Below are 24,059 nucleotides of genomic sequence, written 5' to 3'. Positions count from 1 at the left end.
TGCCGCCTCCACCAGGCCTTGTTGGCTGGCTTGAGGTGAAGAATATGCATGTATGCATATACAGTCAATGCACAAATGCATTTATTTTTACATCGAGTATGCACGCATGCATTCCGAGCCTTGCGGGCTTGGGGTTTGGCGGTTTTCTGCGGGCGAAAAAAAACCCGCTCATGGGCGGGTTTCGTCTTACGCGGGGACGTTAACGGGCGTACATGCCCCACCAGAAAACATGACCGAGGATGCTGATCTGCTCATCCTGGATATCCTGGAAGCTGTAGTCCTCATCCGGATGCTCATCACGGTTGAAACTGCGCAGGCGAATCCCGGAAGGCAGGCGGTAGAGCTGTTTGACCCGCAGCTGGCCGTTGTGATTGATGGCATACAGATCACCATCGACGATGTCGCCAATGCCGCTTTTACCGGCGTTCACGCCAACCGTGGCGCCGTCGCGCAGTACCGGCAACATGCTGTTGCCGCGTACCGTCACGCACTTGGCCTGGTCGAACTGCACGCCGTTATGCCGCAGACTGCGCTTGCCGAACCGCAGGCTGGCCTTCTCGCTTTCCTCGATGACGAATCTTCCTGATCCAGCAGCCAATTCAACCTCGCGCAGAAAGGGGATCGACACCTCGTCATCATTGACGGGGGTGTCGTCGTCCCACAGGCTTATGTCCTTGAGTTCCGAATGCATCGGGTCGCGCCCGTCATCGCGCAAGGCTCCCACCGCAGCGCGCCCGCGCAGTTGGTCGGTGCTCACGCGAAAATACTCGGCGATACGGGAGATGTGTTTATCCGACGGATCAACGATCTTGCCGCTGAGGATCCGGGACAGTGTGGATTGAGGCACGCCGGTGCGCCGATGAAGCTCCGTGGGGGAGATCCGGTCGCGATCCAGCAGCTCTCTTAAGACGATAGAAACATTGCGTTTTTGCATAACGCGGATAGTGACGGGAGTTTTTAAGGATGGCAAATGCTAATTTGCATATTTATGCATTAAACATCCAATTGTGTTTAGCCTGAAACAAAATACTGTATATCCAGACAGTTAAATACTCACTATTATTGCGAGCGCCTGAGGTAAGACGCGGCAAATGAACAGCCTCCCTTGCTTATCGACAATTCAGGGGCTATGTATAAAACTCGTCAATCACCTAGCCAGCAACGACGGAGGTGCTCATGGCTTATTCAGCGCTAGCTGTTGCTAACGCCTTCATTGAACGCGCGAAGGAAGGCAAGGTTTCGGGCCTGACCCCGATGAAGCTGCAGAAACTGCTGTTCTATACACAGTCCTGGCATTTGCGCGAGCGAGACCAGCCCCTGATGGATGACCACTTCGCCCGCTGGCAATATGGCCCGGTCATTCCGTCGCTTTACCATGAGCTGAAATCCTACGGTAATCGCCCGGTGACCTCACTGCTCAGCAACCTGAAGCCCGACGCCGAAGACATTGTCTTCGTTACACCGAGGGTTCCGGAGAGCGATACCTATACCCATCGTTTGATTGACCGGATCATTAACAAATACGGCAAATGGTCCGGCACCCAACTGTCCAACCTGTCCCACGAGGACGGCACAGCCTGGGCCCTCAAGGGCGCCGACGGCTCCGCCATAGACTGGGAAGACATGGCAGCACTCATTCACCCAAAGAGCCGTATCCGTGAGTGAAGAACTCGACAACCTGGAACTCACCCTGCCCCCCGTGGCAGGGCCTGACCAGGACTCCCAGGCCGGTGGCGAGCAAGCCATAGGCACCGACGATGAAAGAAGCCAGAACCTCAAAGACCAGAAAGCCGAGCGGCAACTGCGCAAGAAGTATGCGGGGCGTGCGTTTTGGTTTGCTGCCTGCGGCGTGATCTTCTGGGCGGTCCTGCTGGTGTGGAATGGCTGGTCGACGTATTACTCGGGTAAAGCGCCGTTCTCGGACAATGTATTGATTGCCATCACTACGGCGACTTCAATCAACTTGTTTGCGGCGTTTCTTGGGGTGATCAGAGGGTTGTTTCCGGCCAGTGGGCGTAGATCCAAATAGCTTGGTCGTATTCACGATCTGCATCCTGCATTGAGATATGAAAAGTCAGCTCATCATCTTCCAGGCACTGACCGGATTGTTTAACGCTGCTGCAATGCCTGATTAAACCGCTAACCTGTGGCGAGGGAGCTTCTTGAGGCGACGCCGCTTTCGCGTTTTACCTGGCCGTTTGCGACCTGCGAAGGGCCGACCTCGCGTGTTAACCTTGCCTCCATCGCAAAAAATGCTGGGCCAAGCGCCCCCTTTGCCCCATCACTTTCAACGAATTTGCCTACTACCCAATGAGTAAAAACACTTCAGACCTGTCCTCCCACACCCCGATGATGCAGCAGTACTGGCGCCTGAAAAACCAGCACCCTGATCAGTTGATGTTCTATCGCATGGGCGACTTCTACGAGATCTTCTATGAAGATGCGAAGAAGGCCGCCAAGCTGCTGGACATTACCCTGACCGCGCGCGGGCAGTCGGCGGGGCAGTCGATTCCGATGTGTGGCATTCCTTATCACTCGTTGGAAGGCTACCTGGTCAAGCTGGTCAAGCTGGGCGAGTCGGTGGTGATCTGTGAGCAGATCGGCGACCCGGCCACCAGCAAAGGGCCGGTGGAACGTCAGGTGGTGCGCATTATTACGCCGGGCACGGTGAGTGATGAGGCACTGCTGGATGAGCGTCGCGATAACCTGATCGCTGCGGTGTTGGGCGATGAGCGTCTGTTCGGCCTGTCGGTGCTGGATATCACCAGCGGCAACTTCAGCGTGCTGGAGATCAAGGGCTGGGAGAACCTGCTGGCGGAGCTGGAGCGTATCAACCCGGTGGAGTTGTTGATCCCGGATGATTGGCCCAAGGACTTGCCGGCGGAGAAACGTCGTGGGACCAAGCGGCGTGCACCGTGGGATTTCGAGCGTGATTCGGCGCTGAAAAGTCTGTGCCAGCAGTTTTCGGTGCAAGACCTTAAAGGTTTTGGCTGTGAAACGCTGACCCTGGCCATCGGCGCTGCTGGCTGCCTGCTCAGCTACGCGAAGGAAACCCAGCGCACCGCCCTGCCCCACTTGCGCAGTCTGCGTCATGAACGCCTGGACGATACCGTGGTGCTCGATGGCGCCAGCCGTCGCAACCTGGAATTGGATACCAACCTGGCCGGCGGGCGCGATAACACCCTGCAATCGGTGGTCGACCGCTGCCAGACCGCGATGGGCAGTCGCTTGCTGACTCGTTGGCTGAACCGTCCGCTGCGGGACTTGACCGTGCTGCAAGCGCGTCAAACCTCTATTACCTGCCTGCTCGATGGCTATCGCTTTGAAAAGCTGCAGCCGCAACTCAAAGAAATCGGTGATATCGAGCGTATCCTGGCGCGGATCGGCCTGCGCAATGCACGACCCCGCGACCTGGCGCGCCTTCGTGATGCCTTGAGCGCCCTGCCGCAGTTGCAACTGGCAATGACTGAGTTGGACACGCCTCACTTGCAACAGCTGGCGGTGACTGCCGGCACTTACCCGGACCTCGCGGCGCTGCTGGAAAAAGCCATCATCGACAACCCGCCCGCGATCATCCGTGACGGCGGCGTGTTGAAAACCGGCTACGACAGCGAGCTGGATGAGCTGCAGTCCCTGAGCGAAAACGCCGGCCAGTTCCTGATCGACCTGGAAGCCCGCGAAAAAGCCCGCACCGGTCTGGCTAACCTGAAGGTGGGCTACAACCGCGTGCATGGCTACTTTATTGAGTTACCGAGCAAGCAAGCGGAGTCGGCGCCTATCGATTATCAACGTCGCCAGACGCTCAAGGGTGCCGAGCGTTTTATCACCCCAGAGCTCAAGGAGTTCGAAGACAAGGCGCTGTCAGCCAAAAGCCGCGCCCTGGCCCGGGAAAAGATGCTTTACGAAGCCTTGCTCGAGGATTTGATCAGCCGTTTGGCGCCATTGCAGGACACTGCGGCCGCCCTGGCGGAGCTGGATGTACTGAGCAACCTCGCCGAACGAGCGCTGAACCTTGACCTGAACTGCCCACGGTTTGTCAGCGAGCCATGCATGCGCATTGTGCAAGGTCGCCACCCGGTGGTGGAGCAGGTATTGACCACGCCGTTCGTCGCCAACGACCTGTCGCTGGACGACGATACCCGCATGTTGGTGATCACCGGTCCGAACATGGGTGGTAAATCCACCTATATGCGCCAGACCGCGTTGATCGTGTTGTTGGCCCATATCGGCAGCTTTGTGCCGGCGGCCAGTTGCGAGCTGTCCCTGGTGGACCGCATCTTCACGCGGATCGGCTCCAGTGATGACCTTGCGGGTGGCCGTTCGACCTTTATGGTGGAAATGAGCGAGACCGCCAACATCCTGCACAACGCTACCGAGCGCAGTCTCGTGCTGATGGACGAAGTGGGTCGCGGCACCAGCACCTTCGACGGCCTGTCCCTGGCTTGGGCGGCGGCCGAACGCCTGGCGCATTTGCGCGCTTATACACTGTTTGCCACGCACTACTTCGAACTCACGGTGTTGCCGGAAAGCGAGCCACTGGTGGCCAACGTGCATCTCAATGCCACCGAGCACAATGAGCGCATCGTGTTCCTGCACCATGTGCTGCCAGGGCCGGCGAGCCAGAGCTATGGCTTGGCCGTAGCACAGTTGGCCGGCGTGCCGAATGACGTGATTACTCGCGCCCGCGAACACCTCAGCCGCCTGGAAACCACAGCCCTGCCCCATGAAACCGTGGTCGCCAGCCCTACCAAGGCCAGCAAGAAACCCGCCGCGCCGCACCAGAGCGATATGTTCGCCAGCCTGCCCCATCCGGTGCTGGATGAGTTGGCAAAGCTTGATCTGGATGACTTGACGCCGCGTAAAGCGCTCGAAATGTTATATGCACTGAAGACTCGGATATAACGCAGACGCTTGCAAGCTGATAGAATCTCGCGCGGTTTGGGATGCTGCGGGCTTTTAGCCTGGTCCGCAGACTATCGCTCTCAAACCTCGCGAACCCCACCACAAGGGGTTTCGCTGCCGCCGCCTGAGGAGAAAATTAGAAATGACCTTCGTCGTCACCGACAACTGCATCAAGTGCAAGTACACCGACTGCGTAGAAGTGTGTCCGGTGGACTGCTTCTACGAAGGCCCGAACTTCCTGGTTATTCACCCGGATGAGTGCATCGACTGCGCCCTGTGTGAACCAGAATGCCCGGCCGTCGCGATTTTCTCCGAGGACGAAGTGCCTGCGGAGATGCAGGAGTTTATTCAGCTGAACGTCGAGTTGGCGGAAATCTGGCCGAATATCACCGAGCGCAAAGACCCGATGCCCGATGCAGCGGAGTGGGATGGCAAAAAAGGTAAGATTGCAGACCTCGAACGCTGATAGCGTCGCCGCCCCCAAAAGGCCCCTTGCGGGCCTTTTTGCGTTTCTGATGGAGCGTTTTTACTTTTCTACAGGCGAAAAAAGGGGCGGTATGACCCGCCCACATTTTTTCCCTAGTCCCTGTATTCCTTTTCATCATCCTGATGAATCGCATCCTGCGACGTTCCTTCAAACCATCGTTCCTTGATGGCTGTGTCAATCCGTGGACACAGCGCTGATGTTAGAGGGTTCGAAGATAAGTTCAACGCGACCCGGTTCGATCGACTGGCACGCTCTGACACCTAAACACAGATAAATAAGTCTTGTTTTTCAATGAGATGAAAAAAGTCTCAAAAAAATCGAGACGTCCATGCATGATAAAAAAACCGATCGCTTACGCAAAGGTAAGCAAATGCTTACACGCACAATTGCGGAAAAGGGCAATAAGCCTCATTGCCCCCACCGCTTACTGTTGAAAGGCATCAGTCGTCACTGACAGTAATGGTCGGCATCGCCGGCGCAGCAGCTTCCTGCAAGACAATTCTCGCGCCGACATGCCGGGCCAGTTCCTGGTAGATCATCGCGACCTGCCCGTCCGGTTCGGACGCCACGGTTGGTTTGCCACCATCTGCCTGTTCACGAATGCCCATCGCCAGCGGCAACGAAGCGAGCAGCTCGACACCGTATTGGGTCGCGAGCTTTTCGCCCCCACCTTCACCGAACAGATGCTCGGCGTGACCACAGTTGGAGCAGATGTGCACCGCCATGTTTTCCACGACGCCGAGCACCGGGATATTGACCTTGCGGAACATCTCGACGCCTTTCCTGGCGTCCAGCAGCGCGAGGTCCTGAGGCGTGGTGACGATCACCGCACCGGCCACCGGCACTTTTTGCGCCAGGGTCAGCTGGATGTCGCCGGTGCCTGGCGGCATGTCGATCACCAGGTAATCGAGGTCGCCCCAGGCGGTCTGTGTGACCAATTGCAGCAGCGCCCCGGAAACCATCGGCCCGCGCCAGACCATCGGCGTGTTGTCATCGGTAAGAAAGGCCATGGACATCACTTCCACACCGAGCGACTCGATGGGTACAAACCATTTCTGATCCTTGACCTTCGGCCGCGTGCCTTCGGCGATGCCGAACATCACGCCTTGGCTTGGGCCGTAGATATCGGCGTCGAGAATCCCCACCCGCGCGCCTTCGCGGGCCAGGGCCAGGGCCAGGTTGGCCGCGGTGGTGGATTTGCCCACGCCACCCTTGCCGGAGGCCACCGCCACCACGTTCTTGACGTTGGCCAGGCCCGGGATCTGCGCCTGGGCCTTGTGCGGGGCGATCACGCATTGGATATCGACCTTGGCCGAACCCACGCCGTCGATGCCCTCAATGGCCATTTGGAGCATCTGCGCCCAGCCGCGTTTGAACAAGCCTGCGGCATAGCCCAGTTGCATCTGTACCGACACCTGGTCGCCCTGGACCTCGATGCTGCGCACACAACCGGCACTGACCGGGTCCTGGTTCAAATAAGGGTCGGTGTACTGGCGAAGAACGGCTTCCACCGCTGCGCGATTGACGGCGCTCATGGGCTACTCCCGAAAAAAGACTGACTGAAACAGGCGGCTATCCTAACCGTTCCGGCGGTTGAACGGCACGCTTTCGAGGTTCCGGAAGATTCTGAAACAGCGTCACGGGGTGAAATAAATTTCCCGGCGCTTTATAGTGGCCGACCTCCGTTTCATCAAGTAGCCGAGCCCCATGTCCGAGCCACGCAAGATCCTCGTCACCAGCGCCCTGCCCTATGCCAATGGTTCCATCCATCTTGGCCATATGCTTGAGTACATCCAGACCGATATGTGGGTGCGCTTCCAGAAGCATCGCGGCAATCAATGCATTTATGTCTGCGCGGACGACGCCCACGGTTCGGCCATCATGTTGCGCGCCGAAAAGGAAGGTATCACCCCGGAACAACTGATCGCCAACGTGCAGGCTGAACACAGCGCCGACTTTGCCGAGTTCCTGGTGGACTTCGACAACTTCCATTCGACCCACTCCGACGAAAACCGCGAGTTGTCGAGCCAGATCTACCTGCGGTTGAAGGAAGCCGGGCACATCGACCAACGTTCGGTGACCCAGTATTTCGACCCGGAAAAGAAGATGTTCCTGGCCGACCGCTTCATCAAGGGCACCTGCCCCAAATGCGGCACCGAAGACCAGTACGGTGACAACTGCGAAAAATGCGGCGCGACCTACGCACCGACCGACCTGAAGGATCCCAAGTCGGCGATCTCCGGTGCCACTCCGGTGCTCAAGGACTCGCAGCACTTCTTCTTCAAGCTCCCGGATTTCCAGCAAATGCTGCAAACCTGGACGCGCAGCGGTACCTTGCAGGACGCCGTGGCCAACAAACTCTCCGAATGGCTCGACAGTGGCCTGCAGCAGTGGGACATCTCCCGCGACGCGCCATACTTCGGCTTCGAGATCCCGGGCGAGCCGGGCAAGTACTTCTATGTATGGCTGGACGCGCCGATCGGCTACATGGCCAGCTTCAAGAACCTGTGCGACCGCACCCCGGAGCTGGACTTCGACGCGTTCTGGGGCAAGGACTCCACTGCCGAGCTGTACCACTTCATCGGCAAGGACATCGTCAACTTCCACGCGCTGTTCTGGCCGGCGATGCTTGAAGGCTCGGGCTACCGCAAGCCGACCGGCATTGCCGTGCACGGCTACCTGACGGTGAACGGGCAGAAAATGTCCAAGTCCCGTGGCACCTTTATCAAGGCGCGCACCTACCTGGACCACCTGTCGCCTGAATACCTGCGCTACTACTACGCATCCAAGCTGGGCCGGGGTGTCGACGACCTGGACCTGAACCTGGAAGACTTCGTACAAAAGGTCAACTCGGATCTGGTGGGTAAAGTCGTCAACATCGCCAGCCGTTGCGCCGGTTTTATCCACAAGGGCAACGCCGGTGTACTGGTAGCAGAGAACGCCGCACCGGAACTGACCGACGCCTTCCTGGCCGCCGCACCAAGCATCGCCGACGCCTATGAGGCCCGCGACTTCGCCCGCGCCATGCGCGAAATCATGGGCCTGGCCGACCGTGCCAACGCCTGGATCGCCGACAAGGCCCCGTGGTCGCTGAACAAGCAGGAAGGCAAGGAAGCTGAGGTTCAGGCTATCTGCGCCACCGGCGTCAATCTGTTCCGCCAGTTGGTGATCTTCCTCAAGCCGGTGCTGCCATTGCTGGCCGCCGATGCCGAGGCGTTCCTGAATGTGGCGCCGCTGACCTGGAACGATCACGCCACCTTGCTCGGTAATCATCAGTTGAACGCGTTCAAGCCCTTGATGACCCGCATTGACCCGGTGAAAGTCCGGGCCATGACCGATGCTTCGAAGGAAGACCTGGTCGCCAGCCAGACCGATACCGGCCAATCTGCGCCTGCGGGCAATGGCGAACTGGCCAAGGACCCGATTTCTCCGGAAATCGATTTCGACGCCTTTGCCGCCGTGGACCTGCGCGTAGCACTGATTATCAAGGCCGAAGCCGTGGAGGGCGCCGACAAGTTGCTGCGCCTGACATTGGATATCGGTGACGAACAGCGCAACGTGTTCTCCGGGATCAAGAGCGCTTACCCGGACCCGTCCAAGCTCGATGGGCGCCTGACCATGATGATCGCCAACCTCAAGCCACGGAAAATGAAGTTTGGCATTTCCGAAGGCATGGTGATGGCGGCGGGCCCTGGCGGCGAAGAAATCTACCTGCTGAGCCCCGACAGCGGCGCCAAGCCGGGCCAACGCATCAAGTAATTCCTGCAAAATGCCCCGCTGTTGCCACGGCGGGGCTTTTCAGCTTGCCCACCTCCCTGGGCCGGGCGTCAACGCTATGATCACAGCATGAACCTCATTCAACGTATCGACGCGCTGCTGCCGCAGACTCAATGCGGCAAGTGCGGGCACCCGGGTTGCAAGCCTTATGCAGAAGGCATCGCCAGGGGCGAGGCCATCAACAAGTGCCCGCCCGGTGGGCAGGAAACTATCGCCGGGCTTGCGCAACTGCTACACCTGCCAGCGCTGGACCTGGACACCAGCCGCGGGGAAGCGCCCGCGCAGATTGCCTATATCCGTGAGGCCGAATGCATCGGTTGTACCAAATGCATCCAGGCTTGCCCGGTGGACGCCATTGTGGGCGCCGCCAAGCTGATGCACACCGTGATTACCGACGAGTGCACCGGTTGCGACCTCTGTGTCGCCCCCTGCCCCGTCGACTGTATCGAGATGCGTGCGCTCGCTGACGTACTGCCTATCGTGGGCGGCTTGGCAGGCACCGATGACGAGCGGCGTGAACGCGACCTCAAACGTGATCGGGCGCGACGGCGTTTCGAACAACGCAACGCCCGCCTGCAACGTGAGGAAGCCTGCAAGCTCGCCGAACGCCTGACACGGGCCAAACGCGCAGCTGCGGTGGAAACGACACAGGTCAATAATCATCAGGCCGCTCAGGACGCCGCGATCAAGCAGGCCAAAATCAGCGTCACCATGAGTCGCGCTCAATTGCACAAATCGTTGAAGGCGTTTGGGCATCCCCCGACCTTTGAGCAACAGTCGCAATTGATTATGCTGCAACGGCAGTTCGAGGCTTGCGAACAGGCGCTTGCCGCGCTGGAGGCCAACAGTGCGCCGCCGACAACGCCCCCCAAGAGCGCCGACCTCAAGCGTGCAAAAATCCAACTGGCCATGCGCCGAGCCGAGTTGAAAAAGGCCCAGGCCGAGCAGGCTGGCGAGCAGCAACTGGCAGCCTTGAGCGCTGCGTTGAACGCCGCCGAGCAGACGCTGCAGGATGCCGAGGCCAACACCGACGCCTGAACCTGCGCTTTGCATTGCTAACATCACGTCGACCGCCAGCAAGGAAACGTCCGCCCCTATGAATGCCGCAAAACGCCTGGAAATCTTCCGCAGGTTTCATGAAGACAATCCGGAACCGAAAACCGAACTGGCCTACTCCTCCCCTTTCGAATTACTGATTGCGGTGATCCTGTCAGCCCAATCCACGGACGTCGGTGTCAACAAGGCCACGGCGAAGCTGTATCCCGTGGCCAATACCCCGGCCGCGATTTACGCCCTGGGTGTGGAAGGTTTGTCCGAGTACATCAAGACCATCGGCCTGTATAACAGCAAGGCCAAGAATGTGATCGAAACGTGCCGCCTGCTGGTAGAGCTGCATGGTGGTGAAGTCCCGAAAACGCGCGAAGCCCTGGAAGCCTTGCCAGGGGTGGGCCGCAAAACGGCCAACGTGGTACTCAATACCGCATTCCGGCAGTTGACCATGGCTGTGGATACGCACATCTTCCGGGTCAGTAACCGAACCGGCATTGCGCGGGGCAAAAATGTGGTCGAGGTGGAAAAGCAACTGATGAAGTTCGTGCCCAAGCCGTATTTGCTCGACTCCCATCATTGGCTGATCCTGCATGGGCGCTACGTTTGCCAGGCTCGCAAGCCCCGCTGCGGCAGCTGTCGCATCGAAGATCTGTGTGAATACAAGGACAAGACGTCCGACGATTGAGCGACCATTGATTTTTTTGATCAGTCGATTGAAAAAATCTTTTTTACCCGTTCGCAGATTATCGCTATAAGGAGCCCCAATGGCAGTCTTAGCCCGGAGTTAATCTTATGAGCGCTGGCAAAGAACAACTGGAAGTGGAAGACGACCTCGCTGAGTCGGATGAGGACGCGGTAGAGACACCTGTAGAGGTAGCCAAGACCAATTTGAGCAAACGTCGCACTATCGACAATCTTCTGGAAGAGCGACGCTTGCAAAAACAGCTGGCCGATTACGACTTCGATCTGTGATCGATGCGTGAACGACCGGAAGCCTCCCTGACGGAGGCTTTTTTCTGCCGGATACACGGGTTTTGAGCGGTGCAACGTCCTCCTACACCAAGCCGTTGCGCTGGGCCAACTCGATCAGGTCCACAAGGGAGCGGGCATTGAGCTTGAGTAGCAGGCGAGTCTTGTAGGTACTGACGGTTTTGTTACTGAGGAACATGCCGTCGGCAATCTCCTTGTTGGTTTTGCCACGTGCCAGTTGCTGCAGCACCATCATCTCTCGCCCCGACAAGCGTTCAACCATTTCAGCTTCGCTGGCGTTGCCCATGGTTGAACGCACTGAATTGAGCGCCTGGTTCGGGAAGTAGCTGTAGCCGGAGAGCACCGCCTTGATGGCGCTCAACAACTCGGTAAGATCCTGCTGCTTGCAGACATAGCCGGCCGCCCCTGCCTGCATGCAGCGCATGGAAAAATGGCCAGGGGCCTGGGACGTCAGCACCAGCACCTTGAACGATATGGCTTGCTTGGTTGAAGCCAACCGGCAAATCACCTCCAGGCCGTCGAGCTTGGGGATTCCGATATCCAGTATCACAATATCCGGCATGTGTTCCCGTGCAAGTTGCAACGCATCGACACCGTTATCGGTCTCGGCAACGACCTCATAACCATGACGCTCCATTAGCATGCGCACAGCAAGACGAATGACGGGATGATCATCCACGATCAGCACTTTATTCATGAGAAAGTCCAATTTCGCTGTTCGAATTATTTAGAGCAAACACAATAGCCTAGTCGATTACTAGTTGGCATAGCATTCCACCCCGAGCAACGGCAGGGAGAGACCCAACCCACAGGAAGATAGGAATTAGCCTACAAAAAATCGCAAACTTAGATGTATAGGGCTTTATGGATGCTTTCAGACTTTTCTCGACGCGCACATATTTTGAGTGAAATGTCCTTGGCATAAGCCTATGAAGGTAAACGCACCGCACAAGACTTTCAGGAAATACCCCTTGCCTGGAGCCTGGCTGCACGCAGAACGACAAGGAAAGCCCGTCTGTATTAGTTCCATTTAACATATTTATAGATTTCCATAATTCCTACAGAAAATTCAACGAATAACCTCGCTATTGCAGTTACATGAGTGAATTTTCTGTCAGACATAGTTCCTCAGCAGATGTAAAAAATCATTCAGCGTTAAAAACAAAACGCAAAAAAGTAAAACAACCAGTAAAGTTTCAGAAAAAACACACTCAAGCACCCGCTAAACACTGATAAACATCATTGCCCTATTTATGTTCATCCAATAATAAACAAGCAAAAAAAATGGCCCCTTGGATAAGGGGCCATTTTTCACAACCGAGGCAACACTCAGAACAACGAGCGCCCCTTGTTGGCAGCAATCCGCATACGCAGGGCGTTCAGCTTGATGAAGCCCGCCGCATCCGCCTGGTTATAGGCGCCACCGTCTTCTTCAAACGTCGCAATGTTGGAGTCGAACAGCGACTCATCGGATTTACGACCCGTGACGATCACGTTGCCCTTGTAGAGTTTCAGGCGCACAACGCCGTTCACGTGGGCCTGGGAGGCGTCGATCATCTGTTGCAGCATCAGACGCTCAGGGCTCCACCAGTAACCGGTGTAGATCAGGCTGGCGTACTTGGGCATCAGCTCGTCTTTAAGGTGGGCGACTTCACGGTCCAGGGTGATGGATTCGATGGCACGGTGAGCACGCAGCATGATGGTGCCGCCCGGGGTTTCATAGCAGCCGCGGGACTTCATGCCCACATAGCGGTTCTCGACGATGTCGAGACGGCCGATACCATGCTGGCCACCGATACGGTTGAGGGTCGCCAGCACGGTGGCCGGAGACATTTCAACGCCGTCCAACGCGACGATGTCGCCGTTGCGGTAAGTCAGTTCCAGATACTGTGGCTTGTCTGGAGCGTTCTCCGGGGAGACGGTCCATTTCCACATGTCTTCTTCGTGCTCGGTCCAGGTGTCTTCCAGCACGCCGCCCTCATAGGAGATGTGCAGCAGGTTGGCGTCCATCGAGTACGGCGACTTCTTCTTGCCATGACGCTCGATCGGGATCGCGTGCTTTTCAGCGTAATCCATCAGCTTTTCACGGGAGAGCAGGTCCCATTCACGCCAAGGGGCGATCACTTTTACCCCTGGCTTGAGTGCATAGGCACCCAGTTCGAAACGCACCTGGTCGTTGCCCTTGCCAGTGGCGCCGTGGGAAATGGCATCAGCGCCGGTTTCGTTGGCGATCTCGATCAGACGTTTGGCGATCAGCGGACGTGCGATGGAGGTACCCAGCAGGTACTCACCTTCGTAGACAGTGTTGGCGCGAAACATCGGGAATACGAAATCGCGGACGAACTCTTCGCGCAGGTCGTCAATGTAGATCTCTTTCACGCCCATGGCTTGCGCCTTGGCACGTGCAGGTTCGACCTCTTCGCCCTGACCCAGGTCAGCGGTGAAGGTCACCACCTCACAGTTATAAGTATCCTGCAGCCACTTGAGGATCACCGAAGTGTCCAGGCCGCCGGAATACGCGAGAACGACCTTGTTTACGTCGGCCATGCCATCACTCCACGGGGTTGTACGGAAAGGCAACGATTCTACCGATCAAAACCGCGAAATTACAGGGGCGCGACAGCAAATGAAGATAAAGCGACAGATTATGTCGAGTGGGCGACCGATCGTCGCACCTACGAGGTAGCCGCCGGGTTGCTCGGTACCGTGGCTTGGGATGCCGGTTTCTCGGGGGCAGCGACCCGCTCAAGCTGGATATTCACACGGCGGTTGCGGGCGCGGTTGGCGGCACTGGTGTTGGGTGCCAGAGGGTAGCTCTCGCCGTGGAAACGCAGGGTGATCTGCGATTCCTGAATGCCATTGGCCTTGAAGTAATCCATCACCGCCAGGGCGCGGCGGCGCGAGACGTCGCGATTGGTCAGGCGATTGCCACTGTTATCCGAGTGGCCGTTCAACTCGACATGATTGACGGTAGGGTCGGCCTTCATGAACGCAAGAATCACAGACAGCTTCTTCCTGGCGGCAGCGTCCAGCTCAATGCCGCCACCGGGGAATCCGACTTCAGTCTGCTTGACCTGATCGTAATTCATGGGCAACAGCTTGGCAGTGCACGACTGATAGTCGCTGTAAGCCTTGCTGAACCTCACCGGCAGCAGACGCACCTCCGAGTACCCGCCCTCGCGCGCGTAATGCCGTACGGTCGGGCTGCGCCCCTCAAGCAATCCAGTGAACAGGCGCCCGGCCTGGGCCTGGGAGCTATTGAACAGTACGTCGCCACTGCCGACACGTACCGCCCCGAGGTTGATATCGCCTCGGCCCGGCTGCCAGGGCGCAGCGGCGGCCAACAAGGTTGCCGAGCCTGCGCCAAACGCACCGTTATAGGCTTTCAGGCGAAACGTCGCCTGCTCGCCGGCCCGGCGCACGAACTCCCCGGAACCAAAGTCGGTGATCGGCTGCGTCAGGCGGCACTCGAACTGGTCGCCCTCTACCTTCCACTCAATATTCTCCAGACGTGTCTGGAACGTGAGGGCCATAGCGGGCAGGCTGGCGAACACACTGAGCAGGGCTAGATAATGCTGGCGCACGGGAGGCTCCACTGGTTTCTACAACACTTCAAAGCGTCATACATCGTTAAGGCATACCCGGGGATATCGGTCGCATTCGGCAAAACTTGATAGCGAGTGCCTGCAAGAGTCTTTTCCGGTAGCATTCCCACCAGATTGACCCGCCTGGAATCCCCAATGTCCGACCGCCTGACCCTGCTGCGTCCCGACGACTGGCATATTCATCTTCGCGATGGTGCTGCGTTACCCCAAACCGTGGCCGATGTGGCGCGCACGTTTGGCCGTGCCATCATCATGCCTAACCTGGTACCTCCGGTGCGCAATGCCGCAGAAGCCGACGCCTATCGCCAGCGTATTCTCGCTGCACGACCGGCCGGCAGCCGCTTTGAACCGTTGATGGTGCTCTACCTGACCGACCGCACCCAGCCTGAAGAGATTCGCCAGGCCAAGGCTAGCGGCTTCGTACACGCTGCCAAGCTCTATCCGGCCGGCGCGACCACCAACTCTGATTCCGGCGTGACCAGTATCGACAAGATCCTGCCGGCGATCGAAGCCATGGCCGAAGTTGGTATGCCGTTGCTGATCCATGGGGAAGTGACCCGTGGCGATGTGGACGTGTTCGATCGCGAGAAAATCTTTATCGACGAACACATGCGTCGTGTGGTCGAGTTGTTCCCGACTTTAAAGGTAGTGTTCGAGCACATCACCACCGCCGATGCCGTGCAGTTCGTCACCGAAGCTTCGGCTAACGTTGGCGCGACCATCACCGCTCACCACCTGCTCTACAACCGCAACCACATGTTGGTGGGCGGAATTCGGCCGCACTTCTATTGCCTGCCGATCCTCAAGCGCAACACTCACCAGGTGGCACTGCTGGATGCCGCCACCAGCGGCAGCCCGAAGTTCTTCCTGGGCACCGACTCGGCGCCCCACGCCCAGCACGCCAAGGAAGCCGCATGCGGTTGTGCCGGATGCTACACGGCGTTTGCCGCCATCGAGCTGTATGCCGAAGCATTCGAACAGCGCAATGCCCTGGACAAACTCGAAGGTTTTGCCAGCCTCAATGGTCCGCGTTTCTACGGCCTGCCGACGAATACCGACCGCATTACCCTGGTCCGTGAAGATTGGACCGCCCCCGCCAGCCTGCCGTTTGGCGAGCTGACCGTTATCCCGCTGCGCGCCGGTGAAACACTGCGCTGGCGCCTGCTGGAGGAAAGCAAGTGAGTGAAGACCATTACGATGACGAACAAGAGCACAGTGGCGGCGGCTCGCGCCACCCGATGGCCGAGCGTTTTCGCGGTTATCTGCCGGTTGTCATCGACGTAGAAACCGGTGGCTTCAACTGCGCCACCGACGCCCTGCTGGAAATCGCCGCAACCACCATCGGCATGGACGAACAGGGTTTCGTGTTCCCGGAACACACCCACTTCTTCCGTGTCGAGCCGTTCGAAGGCGCCAATATCGAAGCCGCGGCCCTGGAGTTCACCGGGATCAAGCTCGACCACCCGCTGCGCATGGCCGTCAGTGAAGAAGCAGCACTGACCGATATCTTCCGTGGCGTGCGCAAGGCGCTGAAGGCCAATGGCTGCAAACGCGCGATCCTGGTCGGCCATAACAGCAGCTTCGACTTGGGCTTCCTGAATGCCGCCGTGGCGCGCCTGGACATGAAGCGCAACCCGTTTCACCCGTTCTCAAGCTTCGACACTGCCACCCTTGCAGGCCTGGCGTATGGCCAGACCGTACTGGCCAAAGCCTGCCAGGCAGCGGGTATCGACTTTGATGGTCGTGAAGCCCACTCGGCGCGCTACGACACCGAAAAGACCGCCGACCTGTTCTGTGGCATCGTCAACCGCTGGAAACAGATGGGTGGCTGGGAAGACTTCAACGACTGAGCCTGCACCGCCCCTCCCATAAAAAAACCGGCCTTTTCAGGCCGGTTTTTTTGTACCTCGACGCAGGCTTACAGCTTGCCGGCGTTCTCGGTCAGGTAAGCGGCAACGCCTTCTGGCGAAGCGTTCATGCCTTTGTCGCCTTTTTTCCAGTTGGCAGGGCAGACTTCACCGTGCTCTTCGTGGAATTGCAGGGCGTCAACCAGGCGGATCAGCTCTTCCATGTTACGGCCCAGCGGCAGGTCGTTGATGATCTGCGAACGCACGACGCCCTTGTCGTCGATCAGGAACGCGCCACGGAAAGCGACGCCGCCTTCAGACTCAACGTCGTAGGCCTTGGCGATGTCGTGCTTCATGTCGGCAGCCATGGTGTATTTGACTTTGCCGATGCCGCCGTCGTTGATGGCGGTGTTGCGCCAGGCGTTGTGGGTGAAATGGGAGTCGATGGACACGGCAACCACTTCTACGTTGCGCGCCTTGAAATCGTCCATGCGGTGGTCCAGGGCGATCAGCTCCGAAGGGCAGACGAAAGTGAAGTCCAGCGGGTAGAAGAATACCAGGCCGTATTTGCCTTTGATGGCTTCAGACAGTTTGAAGCTGTCTACGATTTCGCCATTGCCGAGGACGGCTGGAACGTCAAAATCCGGGGCTTGTTTACCGACGAGTACGCTCATTGGATATCTCCTGATATAGGGGGTGACGATTGAAGTAAAAGGACCGGTCGAGTCTGCCTGTGGAAGCAGACAGAAATATGACGCAATCACGCTTCGTGAAGACCGACCATCATACACCGAAAAAACCGTTCGTCAGCGCACGGGCAATTCCTCTCGGATTGCTGCTGAAACTATTTTGACAATCATTCTCGTTAACATTAAGATCCATCGCACTTAAGCCATAAACCCGCGACGGTTCTCACTTATGTATGTCTGCCTCTGCACTGGCGTCACCGACGGACAAATCCGCGAAGCGATCTACGAAGGTTGCTGCAGCTACAAAGAAGTGCGTGAAACCACGGGCGTTGCCAGCCAGTGCGGCAAATGCGCCTGCCTCGCCAAGCAAGTGGTACGGGAAACCCTGACGCAGCTGCAAACAGCCCAGGCCGCGATCCCCTACTCGACAGAATTTACACACGCCTGATAGGCATGTTTTAAAGAGCCGGACCTTGTGTCCGGTTTTTTTATGCCTGTAATTCAATTAGTTAGCGCCAAGACGCGGAACACAAACATTCTTATTCCGATTAATTTTCATTTATTATTCAATAACTTAGGTTTGACACTGGGATTTTCACCGCTCAGACTCCCCCTTATACACAGCTATTACAGGGCAGGACCCCAGTCATGAAAGGCGACATCTCAGTCATCCAGCAACTCAACAAAATCCTTGCCAATGAACTGGTCGCGATCAATCAGTACTTCCTGCATGCGCGCATGTACGACGATTGGGGCCTGGAAAAGCTCGGCAAGCGTGAATACAAAGAATCGATCAAGGCCATGAAGGACGCCGACGCGCTGATCAAGCGCATCCTGTTCCTGGAAGGTCTGCCGAACGTGCAGGACCTGGGCAAGCTGAACATCGGCGAGCACACTCAGGAAATGATCGGCAGTGACCTGGGCTTTGAGCGCAAAAGCCACAGCGACATCAAGGCAGCGATTGCCCACTGTGAGACCAAAGGCGATTTCGGCAGCCGTGAGCTGCTGGAAGACATCCTGGAAGACCAGGAAGAGCATATCGACTGGCTGGAAACCCAGTTGGGCCTGATAGACAAGGTCAGCCTGGAGAACTACCTGCAATCGCAGATGGGTGAATAACCCCTACATACAAAAAAGCCCCGCTCTCGTCAGAGAAGCGGGGCTTTTTATTGCAGGTCAATCAAGCTTCAGTCTTGGCTGCCGCTTTTTCCGCTGCGTCTTTGATCAGCGCTTGCAGCGAACCATCGGCTGCCATTTCAGTGATGATATCGCTGCCGCCAACCAGCTCACCGGCTACCCACAGTTGCGGGAAAGTCGGCCAGTTAGCGTATTTAGGCAGGTTGGCGCGAATTTCCGGATTCTGCAGGATATCCACGTAGGCGAACTTCTCGCCACACGCCATGATGGCCTGGGAGGCTTTTGCGGAAAAACCGCACTGAGGAGCGTTAGGCGCGCCCTTCATGTAGAGCAGAATGGTGTTGTTGGCAATCTGGTCTTTGATCGTTTCGATGATATCCATGGAACACCTCGGCTGGAACTTTGCGACTCACAGGTCGGCACGGTGGCGCATTGTAACGCAAAATCCCAGCGCAGTGCTCGGGCACCTCACGCAGCCGCCACTTGCACCGGCACCCCATTGAGCGCCGCATTACCCGATAACTCATCCAGTTGCCGCTCGTCGGTCAAGTCATTCGCACTCGCACCCGGCTGGCCGCTTGCGATGCTCATCTGCACGCCCGGACGATCATGACCCCAACCGTGAGGCAGGCTGACCACACCCGGCATCATGTCCGTGCTGGCCACGACTTCCACTTCGATCATGCCGATGCGCGAACTCACTCGCACTCGCTGGCCATCGCTCAACTGCCGACTGGCCAGATCGTCGGGGTGCATCAACAGTTGATGGCGCGGCTTGCCCTTCACCAGCCGGTGATAGTTATGCATCCACGAATTATTGCTGCGCACATGACGGCGACCAATCAGCAGCAGTTCGTCCACCGCAGGCACCGGTTGCGCGGCAAAACGCGACAGGTCCGCCAGGATCACCGGCGGTGCCGCCTGCACCTTGCCATCGGCGGTTTTCAGCCGCGCGCCCAGGTTTGGCTGGAGCGGGCCCAGGTCTACGCCGTGGGGGTGATCGGCCAGCATCGCCACCGACAGCTTATGTACAGACGCATCACCATAAGTGCCGGCGCGCAGCCCGAAATCGATCATTTGCGCGGGCGGCATTGTGGGTTTGAGTGACACGCCGGTCTGCGCCGCAAAGGCTTTGGCCAAGCCGACGAAAATTTCCCAATCGTGCAGCGCGCCTGCGGGTTTGGGCAGGATCGCGCGGTTGAAGCGCGTGACGTTGCGCACCGCGAACATGTTGAAGGTGGTGTCGTAGTGGTCATTTTCCAATGCCGATGTGGACGGCAGGATCAGGTCGGCATAACGCGTGGTTTCGTTGATGTAGAGATCGACACTGACCATGAACTCCAACCCATCCAGCGCCTGCTCCAGTTGACGGCCATTGGGCGTCGACAGGACCGGGTTGCCGGCCACCGTCACCAGGGCACGGATTTGCCCTTCACCTTCGGTGAGCATTTCTTCGGCCAAGGCTGACACCGGCAGTTCCCCGCCGTACTCGGGACGCCCGGACACGCGGCTCTGCCAGCGATTGAAATGCCCACCGCCAGTCGACGCCACCAGGTCCACCGCTGGTGTGGTGCACAACGCACCTCCCACCCGATCCAGGTTGCCGGTCACCAGGTTGATCAACTGCACCAGCCAATGACACAACGTGCCGAACGCCTGGGTCGAGACGCCCATGCGTCCGTAGCACACCGCTTTATCGGCGGCCGCAAAATCTCGCGCCAATTGACGGATCTGCTCGGCAGGCACTGCACATTGGCGGCTCATGGCCTCGGCGCTAAAGTTGGCGATCTCCCGGCGTACGTCGTCCAGGCCTTCAACCGGCAAATGGCTGGCGCGGGTCAGCCCTTCAGCAAACAGGGTGTTGAGCACCCCGAACAACAACGCCGCATCACCGCCGGGGCGTACGAACAAATGCTGATCGGCAATCGCCGCCGTCTCGCTGCGTCGAGGGTCGACCACCACCACTTTACCGCCCCGTGCCTGGATGGCTTTGAGGCGTTTCTCCACATCGGGCACGGTCATGATGCTGCCATTGGACGCCAGCGGGTTGCCACCCAGAATCAGCATGAAGTCGGTGTGGTCGATGTCCGGGATCGGCAGCAGCAAGCCATGGCCGTACATCAGGTGACTGGTCAGATGGTGGGGCAACTGGTCGACGGAGGTTGCAGAGAACCGGTTGCGCGTCTTCAAAAGGCCAAGAAAATAATTGCTGTGCGTCATCAGCCCATAGTTGTGCACGCTGGGGTTGCCTTGGTAAACCGCCACCGCGTTCTGGCCATGCCGGGCCTGGATACCCGCAAGGCGTTCGGCTACAAGCGCAAAGGCACTTTCCCATGAGATCGGCTGCCATTCGTTACCAACCCGTAGCATGGGCTGGTGGAGGCGGTCCGGGTCATTCTGGATATCCTGCAGCGCTACCGCCTTGGGGCAGATGTGTCCGCGGCTGAAGCTGTCCAGGGGGTCGCCCTTGATCGAGGTGATCGCCAGGCGACCGTCTTCGGCTTGAGTCGTTTCCAGGGTCAGGCCGCAGATGGCTTCGCACAGGTGGCAGGCACGGTGATGGAGAGTCTTGGTCATGGCCAGTCTCTTTATAAGGGCTTTGGCCAACTATGGCCCGCGACCGCCCAGGGCGCCAGCAACCTTCGCGCTGTGAATCGACGGGCATAGGCAAAGGCATGGCTAACCATGAGCAAATGTTTCAGAAGCCTCCCGCGCACCGACTAAAACCGACACAACCTGGCCTGGGCCCGCCCCCGCGCATTGCAAAAGGTCGCGGCGCCAGTGTACAAATGGCCCGCTGCTGTCAGGAAATCGTCTTCAAACGCGCGTCAGCGCCCTGCTTGAACACTCTTAAAAACCGTAGCCCTATTGGTAAGACGCGACATTTAATGTCAATATCGCGCCTTCCCCTATTTCGTCGCCCCGTGCGGCTTTCGCCGCAGGTCTCGCCCGTTGTCACAATAAACAAGGCTTTGAGTATCTGCGGTCTGTTGCAAAAAGGTAGTTAATGATGAGCGCAAGGCACTTTCTCTCCCTGATGGATTGCACGCCCGAAGAGCTGGTCAGCGTGATCCGTCGAGGCATTGAGCTTAAAGACCTGCGTAACCGCGGCGTACTGTTTGAGCCCTTGAAAAACCGTGTACTGGGGATGATCTTCGAGAAGTCCTCGACTCGTACACGCCTGTCTTTCGAAGCCGGCATGATCCAGCTGGGTGGCCAGGCGATCTTCCTGTCCCCGCGTGATACCCAACTGGGCCGTGGCGAGCCGATCAGCGATTGCGCCATCGTTATGTCGCGGATGCTCGATGCCGTAATGATCCGTACCTTCGCCCACAGCACCCTGACCGAATTTGCCGCCAACTCGCGCGTGCCGGTGATCAACGGGCTGTCCGACGACCTGCACCCCTGCCAGTTGCTGGCCGACATGCAAACCTTCCTCGAACACCGCGGTTCGATCCAGGGCAAGACCGTGGCCTGGATCGGTGACGGCAACAACATGTGCAACAGCTATATAGAAGCGGCGATCCAGTTCGACTTCCACCTGCGTATCGCTTGCCCTGAAGGCTACGAGCCGAGCGCCGAGTTCATGGCCAAGGCCGATGGCCGCGTGCAGTTGCTGCGTGATCCGAAGGATGCGGTGGTCGGCGCACACCTGGTCAGCACCGACGTCTGGACCTCTATGGGCCAGGAAGACGAAACGGCCAAGCGCCTGGCCCAGTTCGCACCTTTCCAGGTGACACGTGCCCTGCTCGATACCGCAGCGCCGGACGTACTGTTCATGCACTGCCTGCCTGCTCACCGAGGTGAGGAAATCAGCCTCGACCTGCTCGATGACCCACGCTCTGTCGCCTGGGACCAGGCCGAAAACCGCCTGCATGCGCAAAAAGCCTTGCTCGAGTTTCTCGTCCCACCGTCGTACCACCACGCATGAGCCAGCCATTACTGCTGAACCTGCGCAATCTGGCATGCGGCTATCAAGATCAACGGGTGGTGCAGAACCTCAACCTGCACCTCAATGCCGGCGACATCGGTTGCCTGCTTGGCTCGTCCGGTTGCGGCAAGACCACCACCTTGCGCGCCATTGCCGGCTTTGAACCGGTACACGAAGGCGAAATCAGCTTGGCGGGCGAAGTCATCTCCAGTGCAGGTTTTACCCTGGCACCGGAGAAACGGCGTATTGGCATGGTGTTCCAGGACTACGCACTGTTCCCGCATTTGAGCGTGGCAGACAACATCGTCTTTGGTATTCGCAAACATCCGCAAAAGGATCGTGTGGTCGCCGAGCTGCTGGAACTGGTCAACCTCAAGAATCTGGGCAAGCGCTTCCCTCATGAGCTTTCCGGTGGCCAGCAACAACGCGTCGCCCTCGCCCGCGCCCTGGCGCCAGAGCCGCAACTGTTGCTATTGGATGAACCCTTTTCCAACCTCGATGGCGAATTGCGCCGCAAGCTCAGCCATGAAGTGCGCGACATCCTCAAGGCACGCGGCACCAGTGCGATCCTGGTGACCCACGACCAGGAAGAAGCCTTCGCGGTCAGCGACCATGTCGGCGTGTTCAAGGAAGGTCGTCTGGAGCAATGGGACACGCCCTACAACCTTTACCACGAACCGCAGACGCCCTATGTCGCCAGCTTTATCGGGCAGGGTTACTTCATTCGAGGTCGCTTGAACTCACCGGAGTCAGTGAGCACCGAACTGGGAGACCTGCGCGGCAATCGCGCCTATACCTGGCCCACAGGTGGCGCGGTGGATGTATTGCTACGCCCGGACGACATCGTCTACGCACCGGACAGCGCATTGAAAGCCCGGATCGTCGGCAAGACGTTCCAGGGCGCCTCGACCTTGTACCGGTTGCAACTGCCAACGGGCGCTCAGCTGGAATCGATTTTCCCCAGCCATGTTGATCAACAGGTGGGGACGGACGTGGGGATTCGAGTGGCGGCCGAGCATCTGGTGCTGTTCCAGGCGTAAGCGGTTATACATGTGGGAGTGGGCAAGCCCCCTCCCCCATTAGATCTCCACACGGCTGATCATCAGGCCCGGCCGATGGCCGCGAATTTGGCTTGGGTATGTTCAGCCAGCACCGCGGCGGGCAATTCCACCTCCAGCCCTCGCCTCCCGGCACTGACAAAAATCGTTGCAAAGGGTTGCGCAGTTTCGTCGATAAACGTGCGCAAGCGCTTCTTCTGCCCCAGCGGGCTGATACCGCCCAACAGATAGCCAGTAGACCGCTGCGCTGCCGCCGGGTCTGCCATTTCGACCTTTTTTACGCCAGCCGCATGGGCAAGCGCCTTCAAGTCCAAACTTCCGACGACCGGCACCACCGCCACCAACAATTCGCCCTTCTCGCTGCTCGCCAATAACGTCTTGAACACCTGCGCCGGGTCGAGGCCCAATTTCTCCGCAGCTTCCAGACCATACGACGCCGCCTTGGGGTCATGTTCATAACTGTGAATGCGATGTTCGGCGCGAACTTTTTTCAACAAATCCAGTGCGGGCGTCATGGCGTCTCCGGCAGGGAAAACAGGTGCCCAATTCTAGGCCAAGCGCCGGCAAAACGCTCTAGTCCAAGCAC

General features: G+C 58.2%; 23 protein-coding genes. 14 read left to right on the top strand and 9 right to left on the bottom strand.

Features of this window, described 5'->3' with window-relative positions:
• Positions 1–199 precede the first annotated feature (199 nt).
• Entirely contained in the window at positions 200–943 is a 744-nt protein-coding gene (locus tag LJX92_RS05710; protein ID WP_177327421.1) for a LexA family transcriptional regulator, read from the bottom strand.
• 233 nt (positions 944–1,176) lie between these two features.
• Between LJX92_RS05710 and LJX92_RS05705 the strand changes: the two genes are divergently transcribed.
• The 4 genes from LJX92_RS05705 (at position 1,177) to fdxA (ending at position 5,368) form a co-directional block, all read left to right on the top strand.
• On the top strand, positions 1,177–1,665 hold the full coding sequence (locus tag LJX92_RS05705) for a Panacea domain-containing protein (protein ID WP_032877518.1): 489 nt from the start codon (positions 1,177–1,179) through the stop codon (positions 1,663–1,665).
• Positions 1,658–2,029, top strand: a complete 372-nt coding sequence (locus LJX92_RS05700) for a hypothetical protein (RefSeq protein WP_032877520.1) — start codon at positions 1,658–1,660, stop codon at positions 2,027–2,029. The genes LJX92_RS05705 and LJX92_RS05700 overlap by 8 nt, the downstream gene beginning before the upstream one ends.
• A 281-nt stretch (positions 2,030–2,310) precedes the next feature.
• On the top strand, positions 2,311–4,902 hold the full coding sequence (gene mutS / locus LJX92_RS05695; protein ID WP_228309398.1) for a DNA mismatch repair protein MutS: 2,592 nt from the start codon (positions 2,311–2,313) through the stop codon (positions 4,900–4,902).
• 142 nt (positions 4,903–5,044) lie between these two features.
• Positions 5,045–5,368: a ferredoxin FdxA gene (gene fdxA / locus LJX92_RS05690; protein WP_003208688.1), complete on the top strand. Its 324-nt coding sequence runs from the start codon at positions 5,045–5,047 to the stop codon at positions 5,366–5,368.
• A 461-nt stretch (positions 5,369–5,829) separates the two neighbouring features.
• Here fdxA and apbC read toward each other — a convergent pair whose 3' ends face one another.
• Positions 5,830–6,924 (bottom strand): iron-sulfur cluster carrier protein ApbC, encoded by a 1,095-nt coding sequence (gene apbC / locus LJX92_RS05685; protein WP_032877523.1) that lies wholly within the window; start codon positions 6,922–6,924, stop codon positions 5,830–5,832.
• A 172-nt stretch (positions 6,925–7,096) separates the two neighbouring features.
• On the opposite strand from apbC, the gene metG reads away from it, so the two are divergent.
• The 4 genes from metG (at position 7,097) to LJX92_RS05665 (ending at position 11,188) form a co-directional block, all read left to right on the top strand.
• On the top strand, positions 7,097–9,148 hold the full coding sequence (metG, locus tag LJX92_RS05680) for a methionine--tRNA ligase (RefSeq protein ID WP_228309397.1): 2,052 nt from the start codon (positions 7,097–7,099) through the stop codon (positions 9,146–9,148).
• Between the two features lie 87 nt (positions 9,149–9,235).
• Positions 9,236–10,204, top strand: a complete 969-nt coding sequence (rsxB, locus tag LJX92_RS05675) for an electron transport complex subunit RsxB (RefSeq protein WP_228309396.1) — start codon at positions 9,236–9,238, stop codon at positions 10,202–10,204.
• Positions 10,205–10,262: 58 nt separating this feature from the next.
• A complete protein-coding gene (gene nth / locus LJX92_RS05670) occupies positions 10,263–10,901 on the top strand; it encodes an endonuclease III (protein WP_032877527.1) in 639 nt (212 codons plus the stop codon).
• A 107-nt stretch (positions 10,902–11,008) separates the two neighbouring features.
• Entirely contained in the window at positions 11,009–11,188 is a 180-nt protein-coding gene (locus LJX92_RS05665; RefSeq protein ID WP_005785279.1) for a PA3496 family putative envelope integrity protein, read from the top strand.
• Positions 11,189–11,270: 82 nt separating this feature from the next.
• On the opposite strand, the gene LJX92_RS05660 is transcribed toward LJX92_RS05665, so the two are convergent.
• The 3 genes from LJX92_RS05660 to LJX92_RS05650 form a co-directional block, all read right to left on the bottom strand.
• Complete coding sequence (locus tag LJX92_RS05660) at positions 11,271–11,903, bottom strand: response regulator transcription factor (RefSeq protein WP_005785278.1); 633 nt, start codon at positions 11,901–11,903, stop codon at positions 11,271–11,273.
• Positions 11,904–12,535: 632 nt separating this feature from the next.
• A complete protein-coding gene (locus tag LJX92_RS05655) occupies positions 12,536–13,753 on the bottom strand; it encodes an argininosuccinate synthase (protein WP_005785276.1) in 1,218 nt (405 codons plus the stop codon).
• Between the two features lie 128 nt (positions 13,754–13,881).
• Complete coding sequence (locus LJX92_RS05650; RefSeq protein ID WP_032877528.1) at positions 13,882–14,790, bottom strand: flagellar protein MotY; 909 nt, start codon at positions 14,788–14,790, stop codon at positions 13,882–13,884.
• 156 nt (positions 14,791–14,946) lie between these two features.
• Here LJX92_RS05650 and pyrC point away from each other — a divergent pair, with 156 nt between their 5' ends.
• Together pyrC and rnt are read left to right on the top strand one after the other, a co-directional pair.
• A complete protein-coding gene (pyrC, locus tag LJX92_RS05645; protein WP_223017644.1) occupies positions 14,947–15,993 on the top strand; it encodes a dihydroorotase in 1,047 nt (348 codons plus the stop codon).
• The gene (gene rnt, locus LJX92_RS05640) at positions 15,990–16,661 is read left to right on the top strand and encodes a ribonuclease T (RefSeq protein WP_005785271.1); all 672 of its coding nucleotides are present in this window, start codon (positions 15,990–15,992) and stop codon (positions 16,659–16,661) included. The genes pyrC and rnt overlap by 4 nt, the downstream gene beginning before the upstream one ends.
• Positions 16,662–16,729: 68 nt before the next feature.
• Here rnt and LJX92_RS05635 read toward each other — a convergent pair whose 3' ends face one another.
• Positions 16,730–17,332 (bottom strand): peroxiredoxin, encoded by a 603-nt coding sequence (locus LJX92_RS05635; protein WP_003172097.1) that lies wholly within the window; start codon positions 17,330–17,332, stop codon positions 16,730–16,732.
• Between the two features lie 244 nt (positions 17,333–17,576).
• Here LJX92_RS05635 and LJX92_RS05630 point away from each other — a divergent pair, with 244 nt between their 5' ends.
• A complete protein-coding gene (locus LJX92_RS05630; protein WP_005785268.1) occupies positions 17,577–17,795 on the top strand; it encodes a bacterioferritin-associated ferredoxin in 219 nt (72 codons plus the stop codon).
• A gap of 200 nt (positions 17,796–17,995) precedes the next feature.
• Positions 17,996–18,466 (top strand): bacterioferritin, encoded by a 471-nt coding sequence (gene bfr / locus LJX92_RS05625; RefSeq protein WP_005785266.1) that lies wholly within the window; start codon positions 17,996–17,998, stop codon positions 18,464–18,466.
• A 61-nt stretch (positions 18,467–18,527) separates the two neighbouring features.
• Here the strand turns inward: bfr and grxD are convergent, their stop codons facing one another.
• Positions 18,528–18,866, bottom strand: a complete 339-nt coding sequence (grxD, locus tag LJX92_RS05620; RefSeq protein WP_005785264.1) for a Grx4 family monothiol glutaredoxin — start codon at positions 18,864–18,866, stop codon at positions 18,528–18,530.
• Positions 18,867–18,952: 86 nt separating this feature from the next.
• On the bottom strand, positions 18,953–21,061 hold the full coding sequence (locus tag LJX92_RS05615; RefSeq protein WP_032877531.1) for a molybdopterin oxidoreductase family protein: 2,109 nt from the start codon (positions 21,059–21,061) through the stop codon (positions 18,953–18,955).
• A gap of 433 nt (positions 21,062–21,494) precedes the next feature.
• Between LJX92_RS05615 and argF the strand changes: the two genes are divergently transcribed.
• Both argF and LJX92_RS05605 read left to right on the top strand, forming a co-directional pair.
• Positions 21,495–22,415: an ornithine carbamoyltransferase gene (gene argF, locus LJX92_RS05610; protein WP_057701405.1), complete on the top strand. Its 921-nt coding sequence runs from the start codon at positions 21,495–21,497 to the stop codon at positions 22,413–22,415.
• The gene (locus tag LJX92_RS05605) at positions 22,412–23,455 is read left to right on the top strand and encodes an ABC transporter ATP-binding protein (protein ID WP_078820412.1); all 1,044 of its coding nucleotides are present in this window, start codon (positions 22,412–22,414) and stop codon (positions 23,453–23,455) included. Before argF ends, LJX92_RS05605 begins: the two co-directional genes overlap by 4 nt.
• Positions 23,456–23,517: 62 nt before the next feature.
• On the opposite strand, the gene ybaK is transcribed toward LJX92_RS05605, so the two are convergent.
• A complete protein-coding gene (gene ybaK / locus LJX92_RS05600) occupies positions 23,518–23,988 on the bottom strand; it encodes a Cys-tRNA(Pro) deacylase (RefSeq protein WP_005785257.1) in 471 nt (156 codons plus the stop codon).
• Positions 23,989–24,059: the final 71 nt, after the last annotated feature.

It is taken from the genome of Pseudomonas sp. HN8-3 (assembly GCF_020790195.1).
In the GTDB taxonomy this organism is placed as follows: domain Bacteria; phylum Pseudomonadota; class Gammaproteobacteria; order Pseudomonadales; family Pseudomonadaceae; genus Aquipseudomonas; species Aquipseudomonas synxantha_A.
The sequence above is the reverse complement of the archived record's forward strand: the minus strand, read 5'-3'. Positions and strand labels throughout refer to the sequence as shown.

Excerpts from the sequence above, each read along its gene's own strand:
- LJX92_RS05705 (WP_032877518.1), top strand. The coding sequence starts at position 1,177 with ATGGCTTATTCAGCGCTAGCTGTTGCTAACGCCTTCATTGAACGCGCG.
- mutS (WP_228309398.1), top strand. The coding sequence starts at position 2,311 with ATGAGTAAAAACACTTCAGACCTGTCCTCCCACACCCCGATGATGCAG.
- fdxA (WP_003208688.1), top strand. The coding sequence starts at position 5,045 with ATGACCTTCGTCGTCACCGACAACTGCATCAAGTGCAAGTACACCGAC.
- apbC (WP_032877523.1), bottom strand. The coding sequence starts at position 6,924 with ATGAGCGCCGTCAATCGCGCAGCGGTGGAAGCCGTTCTTCGCCAGTAC.
- metG (WP_228309397.1), top strand. The coding sequence starts at position 7,097 with ATGTCCGAGCCACGCAAGATCCTCGTCACCAGCGCCCTGCCCTATGCC.
- rsxB (WP_228309396.1), top strand. The coding sequence starts at position 9,236 with ATGAACCTCATTCAACGTATCGACGCGCTGCTGCCGCAGACTCAATGC.
- nth (WP_032877527.1), top strand. The coding sequence starts at position 10,263 with ATGAATGCCGCAAAACGCCTGGAAATCTTCCGCAGGTTTCATGAAGAC.
- LJX92_RS05665 (WP_005785279.1), top strand. The coding sequence starts at position 11,009 with ATGAGCGCTGGCAAAGAACAACTGGAAGTGGAAGACGACCTCGCTGAG.
- LJX92_RS05660 (WP_005785278.1), bottom strand. The coding sequence starts at position 11,903 with ATGAATAAAGTGCTGATCGTGGATGATCATCCCGTCATTCGTCTTGCT.
- LJX92_RS05655 (WP_005785276.1), bottom strand. The coding sequence starts at position 13,753 with ATGGCCGACGTAAACAAGGTCGTTCTCGCGTATTCCGGCGGCCTGGAC.
- pyrC (WP_223017644.1), top strand. The coding sequence starts at position 14,947 with ATGTCCGACCGCCTGACCCTGCTGCGTCCCGACGACTGGCATATTCAT.
- LJX92_RS05635 (WP_003172097.1), bottom strand. The coding sequence starts at position 17,332 with ATGAGCGTACTCGTCGGTAAACAAGCCCCGGATTTTGACGTTCCAGCC.
- LJX92_RS05630 (WP_005785268.1), top strand. The coding sequence starts at position 17,577 with ATGTATGTCTGCCTCTGCACTGGCGTCACCGACGGACAAATCCGCGAA.
- bfr (WP_005785266.1), top strand. The coding sequence starts at position 17,996 with ATGAAAGGCGACATCTCAGTCATCCAGCAACTCAACAAAATCCTTGCC.
- grxD (WP_005785264.1), bottom strand. The coding sequence starts at position 18,866 with ATGGATATCATCGAAACGATCAAAGACCAGATTGCCAACAACACCATT.
- LJX92_RS05615 (WP_032877531.1), bottom strand. The coding sequence starts at position 21,061 with ATGACCAAGACTCTCCATCACCGTGCCTGCCACCTGTGCGAAGCCATC.
- argF (WP_057701405.1), top strand. The coding sequence starts at position 21,495 with ATGAGCGCAAGGCACTTTCTCTCCCTGATGGATTGCACGCCCGAAGAG.
- LJX92_RS05605 (WP_078820412.1), top strand. The coding sequence starts at position 22,412 with ATGAGCCAGCCATTACTGCTGAACCTGCGCAATCTGGCATGCGGCTAT.
- ybaK (WP_005785257.1), bottom strand. The coding sequence starts at position 23,988 with ATGACGCCCGCACTGGATTTGTTGAAAAAAGTTCGCGCCGAACATCGC.